General features: G+C 40.8%; 15 protein-coding genes. 4 read left to right on the top strand and 11 right to left on the bottom strand.

The window, feature by feature from the left end; all coding sequences use genetic code 11:
• Positions 1 to 52: 52 nt before the first annotated feature.
• The 11 genes from EDD70_RS14395 to EDD70_RS14345 all read right to left on the bottom strand — a co-directional run bounded on the left by EDD70_RS14395 (position 53) and on the right by EDD70_RS14345 (position 14,065).
• Positions 53 to 1,093, bottom strand: coding sequence for an ABC transporter permease (locus EDD70_RS14395; protein ID WP_092756485.1), 1,041 nt, complete (start codon positions 1,091 to 1,093; stop codon positions 53 to 55).
• Positions 1,080 to 2,594, bottom strand: a complete 1,515-nt coding sequence (locus tag EDD70_RS14390; RefSeq protein WP_092756487.1) for a sugar ABC transporter ATP-binding protein — start codon at positions 2,592 to 2,594, stop codon at positions 1,080 to 1,082. Before EDD70_RS14390 ends, EDD70_RS14395 begins: the two co-directional genes overlap by 14 nt.
• A gap of 72 nt (positions 2,595 to 2,666) precedes the next feature.
• The gene (locus tag EDD70_RS14385) at positions 2,667 to 3,671 is read right to left on the bottom strand and encodes an ABC transporter substrate-binding protein (RefSeq protein WP_092756489.1); all 1,005 of its coding nucleotides are present in this window, start codon (positions 3,669 to 3,671) and stop codon (positions 2,667 to 2,669) included.
• 28 nt (positions 3,672 to 3,699) lie between these two features.
• Positions 3,700 to 4,704 carry a LacI family DNA-binding transcriptional regulator gene (locus EDD70_RS14380; protein WP_092756491.1) on the bottom strand — a complete coding sequence of 335 codons (1,005 nt, stop codon included), beginning with the start codon at positions 4,702 to 4,704 and terminating at the stop codon, positions 3,700 to 3,702.
• Between the two features lie 726 nt (positions 4,705 to 5,430).
• On the bottom strand, positions 5,431 to 6,285 hold the full coding sequence (locus tag EDD70_RS14375) for a PocR ligand-binding domain-containing protein (RefSeq protein ID WP_092756493.1): 855 nt from the start codon (positions 6,283 to 6,285) through the stop codon (positions 5,431 to 5,433).
• A 25-nt stretch (positions 6,286 to 6,310) separates the two neighbouring features.
• Positions 6,311 to 8,506, bottom strand: coding sequence for an alpha-galactosidase (locus EDD70_RS14370; RefSeq protein WP_092756495.1), 2,196 nt, complete (start codon positions 8,504 to 8,506; stop codon positions 6,311 to 6,313).
• A gap of 14 nt (positions 8,507 to 8,520) precedes the next feature.
• Positions 8,521 to 9,375 (bottom strand): carbohydrate ABC transporter permease, encoded by an 855-nt coding sequence (locus EDD70_RS14365; protein WP_242943193.1) that lies wholly within the window; start codon positions 9,373 to 9,375, stop codon positions 8,521 to 8,523.
• Between the two features lie 3 nt (positions 9,376 to 9,378).
• Positions 9,379 to 10,284, bottom strand: a complete 906-nt coding sequence (locus EDD70_RS14360) for a carbohydrate ABC transporter permease (RefSeq protein WP_242943194.1) — start codon at positions 10,282 to 10,284, stop codon at positions 9,379 to 9,381.
• A gap of 93 nt (positions 10,285 to 10,377) precedes the next feature.
• Entirely contained in the window at positions 10,378 to 11,718 is a 1,341-nt protein-coding gene (locus tag EDD70_RS14355; RefSeq protein ID WP_092756497.1) for an ABC transporter substrate-binding protein, read from the bottom strand.
• A 74-nt stretch (positions 11,719 to 11,792) separates the two neighbouring features.
• Complete coding sequence (locus EDD70_RS14350) at positions 11,793 to 12,974, bottom strand: trans-sulfuration enzyme family protein (RefSeq protein ID WP_092756499.1); 1,182 nt, start codon at positions 12,972 to 12,974, stop codon at positions 11,793 to 11,795.
• A gap of 284 nt (positions 12,975 to 13,258) precedes the next feature.
• On the bottom strand, positions 13,259 to 14,065 hold the full coding sequence (locus EDD70_RS14345; RefSeq protein WP_092756501.1) for an AraC family transcriptional regulator: 807 nt from the start codon (positions 14,063 to 14,065) through the stop codon (positions 13,259 to 13,261).
• A 118-nt stretch (positions 14,066 to 14,183) separates the two neighbouring features.
• On the opposite strand from EDD70_RS14345, the gene EDD70_RS14340 reads away from it, so the two are divergent.
• The 4 genes from EDD70_RS14340 (at position 14,184) to EDD70_RS14325 (ending at position 18,834) form a co-directional block, all read left to right on the top strand.
• Complete coding sequence (locus tag EDD70_RS14340) at positions 14,184 to 15,353, top strand: uroporphyrinogen decarboxylase family protein (protein ID WP_205408626.1); 1,170 nt, start codon at positions 14,184 to 14,186, stop codon at positions 15,351 to 15,353.
• A 184-nt stretch (positions 15,354 to 15,537) separates the two neighbouring features.
• Positions 15,538 to 16,296 carry an arginase family protein gene (locus EDD70_RS14335; RefSeq protein WP_162840947.1) on the top strand — a complete coding sequence of 253 codons (759 nt, stop codon included), beginning with the start codon at positions 15,538 to 15,540 and terminating at the stop codon, positions 16,294 to 16,296.
• Between the two features lie 167 nt (positions 16,297 to 16,463).
• Positions 16,464 to 17,720, top strand: a complete 1,257-nt coding sequence (uvsE, locus tag EDD70_RS14330; RefSeq protein WP_092756507.1) for a UV DNA damage repair endonuclease UvsE — start codon at positions 16,464 to 16,466, stop codon at positions 17,718 to 17,720.
• Between the two features lie 193 nt (positions 17,721 to 17,913).
• On the top strand, positions 17,914 to 18,834 hold the full coding sequence (locus EDD70_RS14325) for a phosphotransferase (RefSeq protein ID WP_092756509.1): 921 nt from the start codon (positions 17,914 to 17,916) through the stop codon (positions 18,832 to 18,834).
• Positions 18,835 to 18,892 lie beyond the last annotated feature (58 nt).

The raw sequence follows: 18,892 nt of genomic DNA, 5'->3' as shown, positions 1-18,892 counted from the left end.
TATAAATTGGAGCAAAGAGCCCCTGTTTGTGAGGCTCCTTGATTGTTGTTGTTTATGCTTTTTCTTTGTTTTGCAGCAATACGGCACCTATTACAATGATACCCTTACATGCTTCTCTGAGGAACGGAGGAACACCCATAAGGTTGAGCAGGTTATTCATAACTGCAATAATGAGCATACCGATTACCGTGCCCGCTATCGAGCCTTTGCCGCCCGACATGCTGGTTCCGCCTACAATTACTGCGGCGATCGCATCCATCTCATAACCGCTGCCGGCATTGGCGTAGTCCATAGAGCCGATACGGCTGACTTGAAGAATTGCAGAAAAACCTACCAGCAACCCCATCAGAGCATATACGCGGCGTTTTACCTTTGCTACATTAATACCTGATAGCATTGCTGTGCGCTCATTGGAGCCAACTGCAAAAACGTGCCGACCGAATGCAGTACGTTTTGAAACGATATGTAAGATGTATGCGAGTAAGCCCCAATACAAAATGGGCATTAGCATATGACCGCCGATTTCAAGACCTGCAATTTGCAAAAAGCCTTTTGGAACCGATGGTGTATATCCCTGCATAAAGTGCTGTGTTACACTTCTGCATATTTTCATAGTACCCAAAGTGGCAATAAACGGTGGCAGCTTGCCTTTGGTGATTAAAACGCCGGTTATTTCACCCAAAATAAGGCTGAATACAAACCCTACAAGAATTGCCGCCAAATAAGCAGGAACCCCCGTAATGCCTACGCGTGTAAGAAGTCCGTTGGGGCCTCCATCAATCAGCATCATAACAGCGGCGCCGATTGCCACTAACGTTGAGCCTACGGCAAGGTCGATACCGCCCGAAATAATAACAAAGCTCATACCCAAAGCGATAATACCCACACTGGCATTGTTGCGCAGAATATTAAACCAGTTGGTAATCCAAACCGTAAACCATTCGCCGAAGGAGCCATAATCAAACCCCAATGCGACTGTTTGTAAAATCACCATGACCACCAAAGCCATTCCGGTACTAAACAGCGGATGGTGAATCCACATATCTTTAAACCAAGAAAGCGCACTTTGCTTTTTTTCTTTAGTTGTTACCATAATTCTTTCCCCCAATATAATTGGCTGATCCGCCGGTGGCAAGACACATCATTTCATGTTCATTCATCGATTCGCCGATGACTTCGCCTTGAATTTCACCGTGATACATCACCAGGGCTCGGTCACAAACACGAATAATTTCTTGAGCCTCGCTGGAAAGTACCACAACAGCAACTCCGTTTTGCGCCAGCTGAAGAATAATATCGTAAATCTCCTCTTTTGCACCAACATCTACGCCCTGTGTTGGGTTATCCATAATCAGCACTTTTGGTTTTGCACTCAGCCATTTCGCCAATACCACTTTTTGTTGATTCCCGCCCGAAAGGCTGCCAATCAAATCGGTTTTTTCTCCCATTTTAATATGTAAACTTTGTACCTGAGCATCAAATTCTTTTATTTGACGTTTACTGTCTATCAAGCCGTGACGTACCATGAGGGGCAGCGTAACAATCGAGCCGTTATCTAAAATATCCATATCTTTGATAATGCCGTTTTCTTTACGGTTGCGCGGTACATAGCCAATACCCAAACGCATTGCCTGCATAGTACTGGTAATTTTTACTCGTTTGCCCTCGAGATAAACGACACCTTCATAACTATTGCCCGCACCAAAAATGGTTTGGAACAATTCGCTTCTGCCATCGCCCAAAAGCCCGGTTATGCCTAAAACCTCACCCGCTTTTACCGAAAAAGAAATATTTTTAAAACCGGTACCGCAAAGTGCCTCTGCACGCAGCACTTCATGAGTAAGTTTCTTGTTGCGGTGCAAAGCCTCGGTTCGAACATCGTGCCCAACCATAAAACGGGCAAGGTCGTCGATTGTTACATCGCATACTTTGCCTGTTGCCACCATATTTCCGTCTCTTAAAACTGTGTAATCGGTGCAAATATCCATTACCTCTTTTAGCTTGTGAGAAATAAATACTATGCCAACGCCCTGCTTCTGAAGCATTCTCATCATATCAAAAACCCGCTCAATTTCAGGGTCGGTGAGTGACGTAGTAGGCTCATCCATGATAATAATCGAAGCATTCATCATAAGTGCTCGTGAAATTTCTACAATTTGTTTATAAGATGCATCCAGATCCCGAACCATAGTTTTTGGGTTGAGCTTAAGATCCATACGGTCAAACACTGCCTGTGTTTCTTTTATCATACGGTCGGCATCTAAAAAGCCATTTTTCGTTTTTAATTCCCTGCCTATAAACATGTTTTCATAAATAGCAAGGTCATTTATCAGGCTAAGTTCCTGATGTATAAAAGCAATACCTGAATCCAGCGATTGAGAGGGAGTACTGAAATGAACTGCCGCCCCATTAATGAGTATTTCACCTGAATCTGCACCGAGCACGCCGCCCAGGATATTCATCAGTGTTGATTTACCGGCGCCGTTTTCTCCGAGCAGTGCGCATATCTCGCCGCCTTGTAAAGAAAGACTGACGCCTTTTAAAACCAAATTAGCGCCAAACGCTTTGGAGATGTTACGCATTTCCAGCGTCATAAAACCACATCCATTCTTTAAATAAGGGGCTATGACATTGCCATAGCCCCTATTGAAAAGCCTACCGTTGGGTTAGTAAGGAGATTTTTCGTCAAGGAAATCTGCGCAATTGTCTCTGTCAACAATGGTAGTTGGGATGATTTTTACTTTCTCAACTGTTTTACCGTTCAATACATCCAATGCCATATCAACAGCGTCTTTAACCATTGCAGGGCTGTACAGAGCCGACTCAACCCAAATATCTTTGTACTCAGGCATGAGCTTAAAGTACTCTTGGCAGCCGCCACCGCCTGTAACTACTTTAATATCGGTACGTTTTGCTTCTTTGATTGCCTGCAGAACACCAATGGAAGTTTCATCATCCATAGAGTAAACTGCATCGATTTGTTTATTCTTTGTAAGGATATCTGCAAAGTCTTTCAGACCATCTTCACGGGTAAATTTGGTTGCATATGTGGTAAGTTTCATTTCAGGGGCAATCTCCGCCATAGTGTCTACAAAGCCTTTTTTACGCAGCTCAGAAACAGAACCGGATGTGGGAACTTCCAAAATAACAACGTTGCCTGTTTTGCCGATTTTGTCAACAATGTATTTTGCACCCTGAACGCCCATGTCCTCGTTATCGCCCGAAACACGGTAAACACCCTCGGCGTCAATTGCGATATCGAAGTTTACAATTGTAAGCCCTGCATCAATTGCTGCTTTGATGGGGACTTCCATACCTTCCCACTGGGGGAATGCAACTACCGCCTCTGCGCCCCAAGTTTTAAGGTCATCCAACTGAGCGGTCATTTCGTCTGCGTTTGTGCTGGTGTAAAGTTTGTAGTCAACTTGGTCAGCCAACTCTTTACAGCGCAATTCTGCGTTATAGGCAACTGCCGCAACCCAACCGTGTGTAACAGCCGGTGCAAGAATGCCTATCTTATGTTTGCCGGCAGCGGGTTCGGTCTGTGCAGATTCCGATGCAGATTCTGCTGTTGATGCCGGTTCGGATTCTGCTGCAGGTTTGGCTGCGCCACATGCTACAAGCGAGAGTGCCATTGCAGCTGCCAATACAAGTGCAAGTAACTTTTTCATAGTTATCCTCCTATAATAAGCTGTTTATTTATTCAACGGCATTGGCTGCCGAAGAATCACGAAGAATAATTTTATGCTCCAAAAACATATGGTTTGGGGCGGCTCCGCCCATCTGCTTTATAAGCATATTGCAAGAAGTTTTACCCAACGAATATCCGGGCTGACTGACGGTTGTAAGCATCGGTTTAAACATCGTAGCATAAGCAACATCATCAAATCCCACAATCGTAAGGTCTTCGGGTACGCGAAGGTCCATTTCGCCTGCTGCCCTGATTGCACCCAAAGCGATCATATCTGAAATACAAAAAATAGCGCTTGGTCTATCCTTTAAACAAAGCAGCTCTTTTACTGCCCTAATACCAGAAAGAAAGTTGTAATCCTCGTCTGCATAGGCGACATAGCGGCTGTCAAACTCAATTCCTGCTTCTTCAAGCGCTTTTTTATATCCAGTTTCACGTTGCTCGGTTGAAATAAAATCGTTTACAGCACCTGCAAAGCCAATACGGCGGTGCCCAAGCGATACTAAATACTGTACAACCTGTTTTGCAGCCTCTAAATTATCAATCGAAACATGGCTTATATTTTCGTCTGTGCAATATTCACAACATTGTACAACGGGAAAATTCTTTGCCAAACGCGGTACGCTTTTGTCATTTTTCGTTGTATCAAGCAAAATTGCTCCATCGGCGCTGCCGCAGCGTAAAAGGTCAAAATACTCTTTGGCACGTTCTTTATCTACATTGGTTACACAAACCATTGTATTGTAATGGTTGCGCCTTGCAGTATCTTCAATACCGGATATAATATTTGCATAATAAGGGTTTGTAATGTTGGGTACAAAAATAAGCAACACGCGGCTTTCCTGCCGTCTTAGACTTCTGCCCCACACGTTGGGATGGTAGTTGAGCTTTGCTATTGCTGCATTTACCCTTTTTTGTGTTTCAGGTGTAACACTTGCGTTTTGGTTAATAACTCGCGATACGGTAGCAACCGAAACACCTGCTTCTTTTGCGACTTCAGAAATTGTACTCATGACTTTCCTCCTTTAAATGCAATAGCTACAAATCTTTATGTAAACCATTACATTTAAATCATACCAATATATAATACGTCAGTCAATGATTTAGCGAATAATCAGTTACGTTTTAGCATTTTTTAGTGAGATTCCAAACATTATGTAAGCGTAAGTCGCATTATAATTGTAATCGTTTTCATATTTTCAATAAATAAAAGCATTCAGAAAGATTATTTTAAAGCCTTATTGGATTAAATTTACTTATTCTGAATGCAAAATATGTAATTGATTACATTTACATATTATCATCTGATATATGTTATGTAAAGTCTTATTTTGTTACTAACTTTATTTTTGTGAATTTTGTATTTTAATAACTTTAAATTCTAATTAGTTTGCACAATGATTTTGTTGTTTAGTTCATTACTTTTTTCAAAGTTTTAAAGGTTTTTGTTTTTTATTGCAGGAACTAATGCCGTTAAACCTAAAAAAGTGACATTACAAGCCCTTTTTAGTACCACGTACCGCTTAATGTGTATACAGCAATACAAAGCGAAAATTCAGTATGCTAAACTAGTAATTTAATTGATAGAACAAAAAAGCCTGTTCATGAAGCCATAAACCGTCTGTGAATTGAAACAGACCGAAAACAGTGAAATGAACAGGCTTTATAACATTTTGCATGAACAACTTTAGTTCGTATAAAATACCGCAGCTTGTTGAATACAATTATCGCATCTTTGTCTATCCTGTAGTTTTATCTTTTCGGTATTCCTGCGGGGTACAGTTTAGGTTCTTTTTAAACACGCGTCCAAAATAATAACTGCTGTTGTAGCCGCATTTCTCCGAAATTTCATAAATCTTGAGTGAGGTGTTTTCTAAAAGTTCTTTTGCATGGTCTATACGAATTTTTTCAAGGTATTCCGTGATTGTAATGCCCATTTTCTGCTTGAAAATATCGCAAATATAAGTATAGCGGTATTCTGTAGCTGCCTCGATATCGTTGCCGGTAATTGGGCGAGAATAGTTGTGTTGTAGGTAATATACCACTTTATCAATAAGCTGACTGTAGCTTATTGATACAACCTGTTGATAACTCAAATAATCTGCTGTTATTTTAAGCAGTTTTGCACCCGCTTCCACCTCATCGTAGGTAAAAGTCTTTAACTCTTTCATCAATTTGCTTAAACGTTCTATAGTGGGTTGAGCAACTCCATGATTTTTTAACTGATTGCATACAAAGTCAAATGTTTGCACCTTGTTATTGCGATCGACAATTTGCCCTATCGTCAAGTAAGATACGATATTCCCCTGCACTACAACCGGTGCAATGGCTTCCCAAAAGCCCATATGGCATTTGTAAACGTAAATATTTTTTTGCCTTATTACTTCTGCTTTCGCTACTTTATCGCAGTTTACACACCGTTGCTCAAAAGGTGCTATTGTCCTCAGCTCGGTACAAAACCTACTCAAGCGGCAATTGTTGCCGAATAAAACCTTATCGCCATAATCAAACGTGGCACGTATTCCGGTAAAGGTAGAAAAGCTATCCAACACCTGCTGCATCAAAACTTGATTTACACGAATATTGTTGTCCATACTTCTCTCCTACTTTTATCAGCGATTATTCCTTCACCTGTTTAAATTGCCACATGCAACTAAAGAAATCGCCGTTTTCCCACGGAATAGGCAGCCCCACGCGCATCAAAACATCACCTTCATAAAATTGGGCTGTTTGCTTGCAATAGTACCGCACATTGGGGTTTAACCCTTTTAACTTTACGTTTAAATAAGCTTCTTCACCTTGAGCCAAAGCTTTATAATACCATACAGTAGCCTGCGAGCAGTCCGGTGCAATCAGCATCCAGGCGGTTTCATTGCCTTCGTAAGGGCTTTTTAACCGATAAAACTCTCCGTTAAGTACCAACTCTCGTATTTGTTTATAAAGGGCAATGTTTTCGCACGTTTGCTCCAGCTGTATTTCATCCATTTTTGCAAGATCCATTTCATAACCTAAATTAAATGGCTGTGATACATGCTGACGAAAGCTCAGCGGAGTTGTGCGCCCAAGTTGCTCATTGGGCACATCCGAAATATGGGCTGTAATGGCAATTGGCGGGTAGCATAAACTGCTGCCGTATTGAATCTTCAATCGTGCAAAGGCATCACTGTTATCACTAACCCATGTTTGAGGGAAATAATACATCATACCCGCATCAAAACGTCCGCCGCCCGAAGCACAATTTTCGAACAAGATGTGCGGAAACCGTTGGGTTAATGTTTCAAGAAAGCGATATAAATTAAGCACATAGCGGTGATAAAACTCCCCCTGCCTATCAGCGGGCAGGGCATCAGAGCCGCATTCAGTAAGCCTTCGGTTGCAATCCCATTTTACATAATATATATCCGCGCTGTCAAGTACACGCGAAATTGCCTCTATCATGGCGTCTGTCACATCGTCACGCGAAAAATCTAAAACCAACTGATTGCGCCATTGGGTGCGAACATACCCATCGGCATGGATGCACCAATCGGGATGTTGCCTATATAACTCGCTGTTTGGCGAGATCATTTCAGGCTCTACCCAAATACCCAGCTTTAACCCCAGCTTGTTTAAATCTTTTGCCAACACCTGAAATCCGCCGGGGAATTTCTTTTCATTAATCACCCAGTCCCCTAAAGAAGAGGTATCGTCATCACGTTTTCCAAACCAGCCGTCATCCACAACCAGCAGTTCAACCCCTACGTCTTTCGCTTTTTCGGCATATTTTAAAATGGTATCATGGTTGATATTAAAATAGGCTGCCTCCCATGTATTTAGCAGCACAGGGCGAACAGCATCGCGATAATACCCGCGGCAAAGCCGCTTGCGGTATAAACGGTGAAACCGCCTGGACATTTCTCCCAACCCGTGTGAAGCATAAACCAAAACCGCTTCGGGCGTTGTAAAGCTTTCTCCCGCAAGCAGCTGCCATTTAAAATGAAAAGGATTGATACCCATTTGAACGCGAGCGCTGCGGTGCATATCGCAGTGTACAGCGGCCGTAAAGTTGCCGCTGTACACCAAGCCTATGCCGTAGGCATCGCCATAGTCCTCGGTGGTGTTTTCATTCACCAGTGCCAAAAACGGGTTTTGCTGATGCGAAGAAATGCCTCTTGTACTATCGACTGAGGTAGTACCGCAGTCCAGCTTGCGGCGGTGAAGATGTTTTTCACGCAGCGCAGTTCCTGAAAGCTGTATCATTTCATCAGGCATATTCTTAAAGTCAACACTCACCGATAGAGCGGAATTCAAAAACAGATTTTGGCTTTTGCTGTAGAATCGGGTGTGTCTTGTAATGGCGTCGTAATCTTCAAACACATTGTAAACAAGGGTGATGGTAAGGTCTGCAAAGGCATCGTACAATGTCAACTCCAGAGTTTGCACTTTATCGCCTGCCTCAGTATAAACGTGGGGCAGCCCCTGCAAAGCAGTTTTTCCATCATAAATATGATGTTCGATGTAGCGAGCATCCGAAAGAGTACGCCCATTGCCTGTTTGTATTTCATATGCAGGCGGACGAAAATCAGAGGTACCATAGCACGGGTATTCAAACGGCCAGTACTCTCTGGTAAACTGCGGCGAACCCACCTCGCCGCCTTGTATGCGTTCTCTGCGGCGGTAAGGGGTTTCTAAATGCCAATCAATATTGGGGTTTGCAATACGCTCACCCCAATAGACATGCATAGGATAGGTGTTTTGCCAAAGTTTGATAACATAGCTTGTATTATTGGTAGCAAGATGAAAAATGCCTTGACGATTTAAAAATTCAATTGCCATAGCGATAACTCCGTCTATCCTTTTACAGCACCGGCAGTTAAACCCGATGCCATGTATTTTTGTGCAAATGTAAACATTGCCATAGTAGGAAGAATGGTAACAATGGTACCTGCCGCCATTTCTCCCCATTTGATATCGTATTTCAAAATCAATGAGTTTAGCGCAACAGGTATGGTGCGCAAAGAATCCACATCAATAAACATGGTAGAAACAAAAAGCTCGTTCCAAGAGTTAACAAATGCAAAAATAAAAGTTGATGCAATGCCGGGCAGCATGATAGGCACTATCACTGAAAATAGAGCACGCATTCTTCCGCACCCATCCAATTGTGCTGCCTCTTCCAGTTCTTTTGGTATTCCCTGAAAAAATCCGCGCAGCGTAACCAGCGAAAAGGGTATGGTCATGTTGATATACAAAATACAAAGTCCCCATAAATTATTAATCAAATTGAGTTTTGCCATCATTTCGTACAAAGGTGCAAGCATGACAAACATAGGTATCATCTGTGTAAATAAAAAGAAAAACAGAACAATACCCTTTGCTTTAAATTTGTAACGTGCAATAACATATCCGCCAAAAATACCAAACAACACCGAAAACACAGCCGCAACCGTAGATACAACGAGTGAATTTAAAAAGTAACGCCCAAAGTTGCCTACTTTAAAAATGCGGATGTAGTTTGCAAAGGATGGGTGATCCGGCCAGTATTTGATAGGGAAAGAATAGATTTCTGCCTGTGTTTCTTTAATCGAAGTAATAAACATCCAGATAAACGGGAACAAAACAATTACAAGAAATACGGATAGAATAACAAATTTCAGAATACTTAAAGCAATTCCTAATGGATCCTTTTTGCCTTTTACAATCACAGTTTAGTCCCCCATTTCATCAAATTTTGTAACACACAGGTAAAAGACGGTGTAAATACTGAGCATTAAAATAACAATAACACCGATAGCGGAACCCTTACCATAGTCTAACCCTTTGATTGTTTCCATCATATACGATGTGATGATGTGTGACGAACCACCCGGGCCGCCATTGGTCATGGAGTAAATGAGTTCAGGGAAGTTGAAAATCCAAATTACACGCAGCAACAAAGTTAATACAAGTACAGGCTTTATACATGGCAGTGTAATCATAAAAAACTGTTTCCATGCCGAGCCTCCGTCTACCGAAGCAGCTTCGTACAACTCATCGGGAACACCCTGTAATGCAGCTGTAAGCATAATCGTAAAAAACGGGATGCCATACCAAACATTCGCTACAATAACCGAATTCAAAGCGGAAGATTGCTCAGACAAAAAGCCAAACGGCTGCTGTAATATCCCCATTTTTACCAGTAAATCGTTGATTACACCGGAGGTACCATTGAACATCCAGCGCCACATAATACCAATCATAAAGCCAGATACCGCCCACGGGAAGAAGATAATACCTTGGTAAATACCGCTTCCGCGGAACTTCTTTTTCAACATCATAGCCAAGGCAAACCCTATAGTGAACTGAAAGAAAAGTGAAATTACAACCCATTTTACGGTATTCCACAAAGTAGTGTAAAATGTATTGCTCGGGGTCGGGTCAAACAGCTCTTTGAAATTATCCAGCCCTACCCATTTGATATTGGTGATATTGAACAGGTTGTAATCTTGAAACGCCATGACTATGCCCTTAAACATAGGGTAGTAAGTAAAAGTGAGCACCATAAAAAGTGCGGGTATCAGCATTAAAATAATAAAAAAAGTGTTTTTCTTTTTAAAAGAGATTTTTTTACGCAACAGTCTCAACTCCCTGTAATATGTTTCATTAAAAATGCCCGCTTTCGCGCTGAAAAACGGAAAGCGGGCATTGTAGAACGGGTAGGGAATGGTTTACCACTTTTGCCCTTCTTTTGCATATGCATCCGACCAATATTTATCTAAGTAAGACAGCATTTCATCCGCGGAAATTTGGTCGTTGTAGTACTTTTGATATTGTTGATCCACCGTATTAAAGTACTCGCCGAATGCCTCGTAGCTTTGCGGAGCCGAACCAAAGCAGAATACATCTGGTTGTTTGCCCATTTCAACAAATACCGAGAACGGGCCTTCAACAAAGCTTTTATCAATTTCAGGTGCGGTAGTATGGATAGGAATAGTAGAATATTCTTTTGCAAAATGTGTATTGTTTTCTTCATTTGAAAGGAACAAAATAAACTTTGCTACCATATCGGGGTTTTGCGTATAAGAGGTCATACCCCAACCCGCATAGCCATTGGGGAATACGGCTTGTCCGGATGGACCGACGGGGAGAACCTGCACTGCCCATTCGCCCTCTTTCATGTTCTGCTGGCAGGTAGGAATCACCTCAGGGTCCTGCACAATCATAGCGGTTGTGCCGCCGATAAAGCCCTGCACCATTTCGCTGAATCCCCATGCAATCGCATCTTTCGGTGCGGTATCTTTGTACAATTTTTTGTTAAACTCCAACGCTTGTTTTGCTTCAGGCGTACTGAAAATAGTTTTGCCGTTGCCGTCTTTCAAGAAATACGCCGCAGTGGGGGCAGCCAGTTTATCGTTGCCGATATATGCCCAATACAGCATATCCATCATATTTACGCCGCCTTTTCCTCCGCGGAAAGACCAGCCGTAGCGGTTTTTGGATGGGTCGGTTAATACTTTACCTGCTTTATAAATATCTTCGTAGGTTTTGGGCGGCTGCAGCCCCGCATCTTTAAACCAGTCTGCACGGTAGAATAAAAGTCTCTGGTAAAATCCGTAAGGGATAAGATAGGCTTTATCGCCTATTTGAGAAAGCGCCGATTTGGCTGCAGGCGTCAATGTATCATTGCCTTCCCATGTTTCCATGTAGGTATCCAAAGGTGCAAGCCACTGGTTGTTAATAAACTGAGCGGCGGTTTGTTCACGCACCTCAACTACGTCTAACGGTTGTTTTGCCATAAGCATTTGAGAAATTTTTTGGTCAGCGCCCTCTAGCGGAGGCGAGATAATTTCTACTTTAACATTTTTATTCTCTTCTTCAAATTTGTCTGCAATGGCACGCAGTACTGCGGTTCTTTCGGGGCTTGTCAATGATTCAATCATACGAATTGTAACTTTTTCACCGGCAGAAGTCGCATTGCTTTCGGACGGGTTTGCAGGGTTTGCGGCTTTGCCGCATGCTGTAAACAATACAGTAACAGCCAAGATGAATGCACACAGTTTGATTTTCATGAGTTACTCCTTTCAAATTTGGTTTCTGCTATGATTCTATCGTTGCACGCCATTCAGGCGGCAGAGGTACAATATTATTTTATCTGCTCCAGTGCTTGACGCAGGTCTTCAATCAGATTCTCTGCACCTTCCAGTCCGCAATGGATACGTACAATTCCGCGCGAACAGCCCAACCAGCTGCATGTTTGTTCAGAACTGTTGTAGCAAGGCAAACTGACAAGGCTTTCAAAACCTCCCCAAGATACTCCGATTTTAAACAGTTTTAGGCTATCAACAAATTTTCTGGTGGTATCGGGGTCAGTCTTCAGTTCAAAGCTGAGCAAACCGCAGCTGCCTTTTTGCTGGCGTTGCGCCAATTCGTACTGCGGGTGACTTTTGAGACCGGGATAATATACCCGCTCTACCAACGGATGACCTTCTAAAAAGTTTGCAACTTGTAAAGCGGTTTGTTGATGAACCGGGAGGCGCACTTCTAGTGAGCGAATACCACGCATAACGAGCCATGCTTCCGCAGGCCCTGAAATCCCCCCCAAGAACTCACGCATGACCGATACTTTTTTTTGCATAAATTCGTGGTCATTGCTCACTAGAACGCCGCCAATCAAGTCGCTATGTCCTCCCAGATATTTAGAAGTAGTATGCATCACCAAATCGATACCAAGCTCCAATGGGTTTTGGTAAAGAGGCGTGCAATACGTATTGTCAATATAGGTGGTGATGTGGTGTTTTTTTGCCAGCTTTGCAATTGCTGCTAAATCTTGCAAAGTAAAAACCAAAGAGGTTGGGCTCTCTAAAATAATCATGTGCGTATGGTCGGTAATTGCCGCCTCAAAATCTTCTATGCAATCTCCTTTTACAAAGGTAACACTCATATTCAGCGTCTGAACACAGTACTGCTCTAAAAAGTTCTTCATAGGGCCGTAAATATTTTTAACACAAATTACATGGCTGCCCGCTTTGCAAACAGATAAAACTGCAGTGGTTGCCGCTGCCATACCCGAGGCAAAACACAGTGCCATCGCGCCTTTTTCCAAAGCGGCAATTTTTTGCTCTACAATACGTACCGTGGGGTTGGCTACACGGCCGTAAGTGTATTGCTCGGGGTCTGTAATATCAAAATTTAAATATGCTTGTGTATTCGGGAATACGTGCAGCGAATTCATAAAAACAGGCGGAACCACTGCACCCAAGTACTTTTCGTAATCATCGCCCAAGTGGGTGGCTATGAACCTTGAATCTTGTTCTATTTGTGCCATAATGTTGGTGCTCCTTTATCATCTTGTGTTAAAACCGTTATGTCGGTAAAAATATCTATAAATAACTCTATTCTTATCTTACACACTAAAGGCTTTTACGTAAATACATTGGCTTTCGTTTTATAGTACTATTTTTTGATTGACGAAATTTAGTATTATTTTCGGCGAAACATCTAATTGATTTTGACAAAAAACAGACAAAATAACCAATAAAAGTGGACATTTTGTCTGTTTTTATAATTTTTAATCTCAATAACAGCAGCAAGGATACTGCCACTATTCTTTTAAAGATAATCGCTCCAATATTCTTTGTCGCGGTAAGAACTTGGTGTAAGCCCAAAGTGTTCTTTAAATGCTTTGCTGAAATGAAATTGACTGGAAAACCCCAAAAGGTTCGATATTTCACCTATGCTTTTTGTCGTGTTTTTTAGCATATAACAAGCTGTATTATATTTTACCGATAAAATATAGTCTTTCGGCGACTTATTTTCATATTCATTAAATAAACTGCGCAAGGCGCGCTCGTTTAAGCCCACTGCCCGTGCGAGTGCAGCTACCGTTACATGCGCAAGATTCTCTTTAATGTACAATTGGGCTTTGTATAGCAAATTGCGCTTGCAGTCCGTATGGCTCTCTTCGGTAAGTTGATGGGATATGAGTGTGAGTAAACTTGATAACATTGCGGAAGAAGCCGAGAGCTTTTCTTGCTTATGAAGGCTTAAACTATATTCACAAAGTTGCGAAAGAAAACTGTCCATTTGAATTTGATAGTTCGTATTCACCTCAAATGGGACAAAATCACTATAAAACTCAAACCACCAAAACCCCCATTGTTCGCCGTTGGTGTAGTACTCGAACTTTTGGTAATAGGGCGTTGCCAGCAAAACTGTACCTGAGGTTAAAGAAAATGTTTTTTCGCTGCAATGCATAACACCTTCACCCGATGTGACATAAATCAAAATATAACTGCCACAGGGCAAAGGGTTGTGATATACATGGTAAGACTTATCCGCACTAAGGTGGTAGACAGACTCCAAATAAACACGGGGGCTGGGTTCAGGCTGCATTGCCTGACTAAAATCCACATACATGATACAATCCTCCACAAACCGAAAAGTATATAAAAATATCCGATTTATCCATTCTTTCGCTCTGATTTTTGCACTATTCTATATATAACATCTCAATCTTAACATGGAGGTATTTCGAATGCAAGAAAACAGATACAGTTTAGTAGATTATAAAAACATGAGCGTATCAGCAAAAAAAATAAGAGATTTTTATGCAATTACACCAGATGCCCCTATTTATCAAAAAGAATTTGGCTTTTATGTGCTAGACCGCTGGATTGAAGAGGGGTTTTTAAAACCTCGTGATCAAGTTGCAGACTATGATGCATATTTGAGAGAGATATTTTTGTACGACGAACCCGCAATTAATGAAATATACGGTTTGGGCTGGTGTGAAGCAGGTTTCTTCCCAAAATTTGATGAAAAAGTGATGGAAGACAGAGGGGACTATGAGTTGGTGCAGGATTTTGCCGGGCGAAGTGTGCTTTGCTTTAAAGGACGGCGCAATGGCTTTATGCCTGAATATGTTGACCACCCCGTAAAAGACTGGGATACATGGGAACGCAATGTAAAATGGCGTATGAACCCTAATACGCCCGGAAGGATGAACACTACAAAGGAAGAAATTGAAAAAGCAATCATCGGGGCTGAAAAAGGGAACTCTGTCGTTCAATGCTGTGTAGGTGGATATATGTACTTACGCAGCCTGATTGGACCTGAAGAATTGCTTTACATGTTTTACGACGAGCCCGAATTGATCCACGATTGTATGAAAACCTGGTTTGAGCTTGCCGACGCTGTCATTGCCGAACACCAAAGGGTTGTTGCTTTTGATGAACTATTTTTTGGCGAAGATATTTGTTACAACAACGGTGCATTGATTTCGCCCGAAATGATGAAAGAGTTTTTGCTGCCCTATTACCAGCAGTTATACAATAATATGAAAACAAGAAATATTGACCATGCACGTCCTTTGCATTTACAAATAGATACAGATGGATACTGCGGTGATGTGATTGCAATTTACAAAGAGATTGGCTGCGACTATATGAGCCCGTTTGAGGTTGCCTCGTTTTGTGATGTTGTAAAAATCGGCCGGCAGCACCCCGATTTGCGCATGTCGGGCGGGATAGACAAACGTATGATTACACAGGGTGGAGATGCCATAAAACGCCATTTGGATTATATTATGCCCGCTATGCGCAAACGCGGCGGTTTTATACCTACTTGTGACCATGGTGTGCCCGAAGAAGTTTCTTTTGAAAATTACATGCTGTACCGTCGTTTAATGAATGAATATTGTAAATAAGGCTATATAAATAACGTTAAACGGCGCACATTGGCTTTTTCTTGGTTTGCATGATAGAATGAAATGTAGTTTATTTATGTTTGCGGGGTGACTTTAAGCTAAAAGTACAAAGTGAATTTAGCATCTTCATACAAAAGCACTGTGCTTTTGATTAAAAATGTTTTGTAAATACGATGGAGGTACAATGGAAAATAAAATTCTTTTATTTGACTTTGACGGCATTTATAAAACCCAGGATTTTTATCAAGGACACAACTGCCGATGGATTGATACGCAAAAATTAATCGGTACCAATTCTTATTGTGATATTTATGCACAAAAGAATTTGCAAGAAAGGCTTAAAGATATCCAACTGTCAAAACTAAGCTTTCTCGGCTCAGGCAATTACCATTACATCAGTTTATTCCTTACACAAAAAATCCAAGAAGACTACGCACTGATTTTGTTTGATAACCACAGTGATATGCAAAAACCTGTGTTTGATGAACTGCTTTCGTGCGGCGGCTGGTTAAGAACAGCTTTGCTCAAGCAAAAACGATTAAAACAGGTTGCAATTGTTGGTACCAGCGAGCATTCTTTACATATGATTGATAAATCCTTAAAAGAAAAAGTAATTTTGTATCCATACAGCAAGATTGAAAAAACGCCCAATTGGCACCTTGATTTATCTAAAAAAATCCATTATCCGGTATACATTTCGGTTGATAAAGACGTGTTTTGCAAGAAAGTAGCCGAAACCAACTGGAATCATGGAGAAATGGAACCTGAAGAATTTTTAAATGCATTTGAAACAATAGCAAACACACATACAGTCATCGGTATGGATGTATGCGGTGAATATTCGATGGCATACAGAGAGCCTTTTGCTTTTGAAAAAGCCAACCGTAAAAACAATCGAGCCAATCAAAAATTATTACAGCTTTGCCAGCAAATAATTGCGTAAAAAGGCGTGCAGCAAAACACATTGTTTAGCTGCACGTTTTTTTCATTTAATTGGTGACCATTTGAATCAATGAGTTAAAATTGAAATCAATTGACAAAATTCATCAAAAAGTTGTATTGTTTATGTAACATAATGTTGGCACGGTTTTACAAGAAAGGAATGGTAATATGAGAATAGGATATGCATGCCTAACCGTTGGCGTACGCGATACTGCGTTAAAAAACTGTATGCTCAAAAATGCCGATGCTGCCCGCCTTTTTGAAATAACCGAGCATAACCTGAATTGTTTCGATAATATGCTCAATTATAATATCCGTACCGGAATACATCTGTTTCGTGTAAGTTCTGATTTGATCCCCTTCGCCTCAAGGCCCGATTACCCTTTTTCTTGGCAAGAGAAATTTTCACAAAAATTAAAACAGCTGGGTGATAAAGCATTACAAAACCGAATTCGCTTATCTATGCACCCAGGGCAGTATACAGTTTTGAATTCTCCGAATGCAGAGGTGGTTAAAAATGCGATATCTGATTTAGAGTACCACTGTAGCCTGATGGACAGTATGAGGCTTGGCAGTGACAGCAAAATCATCTTGCACATCGGGGGTATCTATCAAGATAAAAAGGCTGCAATCGAACGTTTTCTTATCCACTACAGTTATTTGAGCGAAGCAATAAAAAAACGCCTCATCTTTGAAAATGATGATAAGTCCTATCATATTGCAGATGTATTAGACATTGCTTCAAAGTTGAGTGCCCCTGTTGTTTTTGATAATTTGCATCACTCCGTAAACCCTTGCGACAATTTGCATACGGATAATTTTTGGATTAATGAATGCAAAAAGACATGGAAGCAAACCGACGGATGTCAAAAAATACACTATTCGCAGCAAGAACCGTCGAAAAAGCCCGGTTCGCATTCATCTACCATTCACATACGGGATTTTTTAGATTATTATAACGGCTTGGACTCAAAAGACATTGATATTATGCTCGAAGTTAAAGATAAAAACCTTTCTGCCGTTAAGTGCATCCTTTGTACTTCGGATACGAAAAAAATTGGTGCGCTTGAGGATGAATGGAGTAAATACAAATATTCTGTTTTAGAAAAATCTCCGCAAGATTATCTTGAAATCAGAAAGATTCTAAAAAATAAAAGCAAATATCCCGCAGTTGGGTTTTACGAATTGCTCGAAGATGCACTTTATCAACAAACCAATCAAGGTAAATTTATAAATGCATTGCAGCATGTTTGGGGCTATTTTAAAAACACAGCATCCGAAAAAGAAAAAGCAAGTTTTATTAAGATGACTAAAAATTTTGAACAAGGAAACATTTCAGAGCATACCATAAAAAATTACCTGTTAAAGCTTGCTGTGAAATATCAGCAGGATTATTTGCTGAATTCTTATTACTTTGATCTATAATATTGTATCTTCAATAACCTGTCCACTCCGATGATAAAACGTTTTCCATCATTTCGACCTTTGTAATGTGCGACCACGCATTGACATTACAATTGTTTTTATGGCTATTTCGAGATAAAAGTCCATAAACTTTGATTAAAGTTAGCTAGGCACGCAAAACTTATTGGGTTATAATGGTAATTGAGGTGAAAAGATGGAACAGGCAGTAAAAAATATAGTTCAAAGGTATTATGATGAAGATCCGGTACAAATTAAATTTTTAGGCGGAGGTTTTTACGGTCGTGTTTATGCGGCTGCATTAAAGCAGGAACCTTTTAAAGTAGTATTAAAAATTTATCTCTACCCCCATTTGGCAGAAAAAGAAGCACTGCAATTGGAGATTCTTGCAAGCCATGCTACTGTTAAAATGCCAAAAGTCTATTTTATGCATGACAGTGATGATGTTATCCCATACGACATATTGGCAATGGAGTACATCGATGGAGTAAATGCAGGAAACATCGAACCATTGCCTGAACAAACCAAAGAGACAATTGCAGATAAAATGGTGGAAAACTTAATTAGCTATCATCAAACCATTAACCCTAAAGGCTTTGGTGATATAGGTGCAAAACAATACGACACCGACTGGCGGGTTCACTATAAAAAACAAGCCGATTCCATTTTTTTAAATGCCCAAACGATGCATTTACAGCAAAGGCTGGATGATTTTATTTTTAAAGTTGTTTGTAAGGCTTATGACAATTATGACAAAGTTTTTTATTTACCTATTGAACATGCGCGTTTAATTCATGGCGATTACAACACTTGGAACATTTTGTTGAATGAACCTATGACATCGGTATCCGCAGTTATAGACCCATTTAATTGCTGTTGGGCTGATTCTGAAATGGATTTATACCAACTGAATAACGCAAACGGTAAATACTACGAATTATTAGACAGATACAAGAAAAAAGTAAAGCTAAGCGAAAATTTTGAATTAAAAAATGGATTTTACGAGGTATTTACCGAAATTATGCACCTATATAAAGCAAACAAAGATGTAAATCCTTTAACATTACCTCCCCAAGCAGAAAATTTACGTAAGCAGATGATGTTTTTTGGCATATAACCCACAACCCGTTTAGTTTTTAATTCTTAATTACTATAACACAGCAACATCGCGGCAC

It is taken from the genome of Hydrogenoanaerobacterium saccharovorans, assembly GCF_003814745.1.
Lineage (GTDB): Bacteria > Bacillota > Clostridia > Oscillospirales > Ruminococcaceae > Hydrogenoanaerobacterium > Hydrogenoanaerobacterium saccharovorans.
This window is presented reverse-complemented; position numbering and strand designations above follow the sequence as displayed.

Excerpts from the sequence above, each read along its gene's own strand:
- EDD70_RS14350 (WP_092756499.1), bottom strand. The coding sequence starts at position 12,974 with ATGGCACAAATAGAACAAGATTCAAGGTTCATAGCCACCCACTTGGGC.
- EDD70_RS14375 (WP_092756493.1), bottom strand. The coding sequence starts at position 6,285 with ATGGACAACAATATTCGTGTAAATCAAGTTTTGATGCAGCAGGTGTTG.
- EDD70_RS14325 (WP_092756509.1), top strand. The coding sequence starts at position 17,914 with ATGGAACAGGCAGTAAAAAATATAGTTCAAAGGTATTATGATGAAGAT.
- uvsE (WP_092756507.1), top strand. The coding sequence starts at position 16,464 with ATGAGAATAGGATATGCATGCCTAACCGTTGGCGTACGCGATACTGCG.
- EDD70_RS14335 (WP_162840947.1), top strand. The coding sequence starts at position 15,538 with ATGGAAAATAAAATTCTTTTATTTGACTTTGACGGCATTTATAAAACC.
- EDD70_RS14370 (WP_092756495.1), bottom strand. The coding sequence starts at position 8,506 with ATGGCAATTGAATTTTTAAATCGTCAAGGCATTTTTCATCTTGCTACC.
- EDD70_RS14390 (WP_092756487.1), bottom strand. The coding sequence starts at position 2,594 with ATGACGCTGGAAATGCGTAACATCTCCAAAGCGTTTGGCGCTAATTTG.
- EDD70_RS14340 (WP_205408626.1), top strand. The coding sequence starts at position 14,184 with ATGCAAGAAAACAGATACAGTTTAGTAGATTATAAAAACATGAGCGTA.
- EDD70_RS14385 (WP_092756489.1), bottom strand. The coding sequence starts at position 3,671 with ATGAAAAAGTTACTTGCACTTGTATTGGCAGCTGCAATGGCACTCTCG.
- EDD70_RS14395 (WP_092756485.1), bottom strand. The coding sequence starts at position 1,093 with ATGGTAACAACTAAAGAAAAAAAGCAAAGTGCGCTTTCTTGGTTTAAA.
- EDD70_RS14345 (WP_092756501.1), bottom strand. The coding sequence starts at position 14,065 with ATGTATGTGGATTTTAGTCAGGCAATGCAGCCTGAACCCAGCCCCCGT.
- EDD70_RS14380 (WP_092756491.1), bottom strand. The coding sequence starts at position 4,704 with ATGAGTACAATTTCTGAAGTCGCAAAAGAAGCAGGTGTTTCGGTTGCT.
- EDD70_RS14355 (WP_092756497.1), bottom strand. The coding sequence starts at position 11,718 with ATGAAAATCAAACTGTGTGCATTCATCTTGGCTGTTACTGTATTGTTT.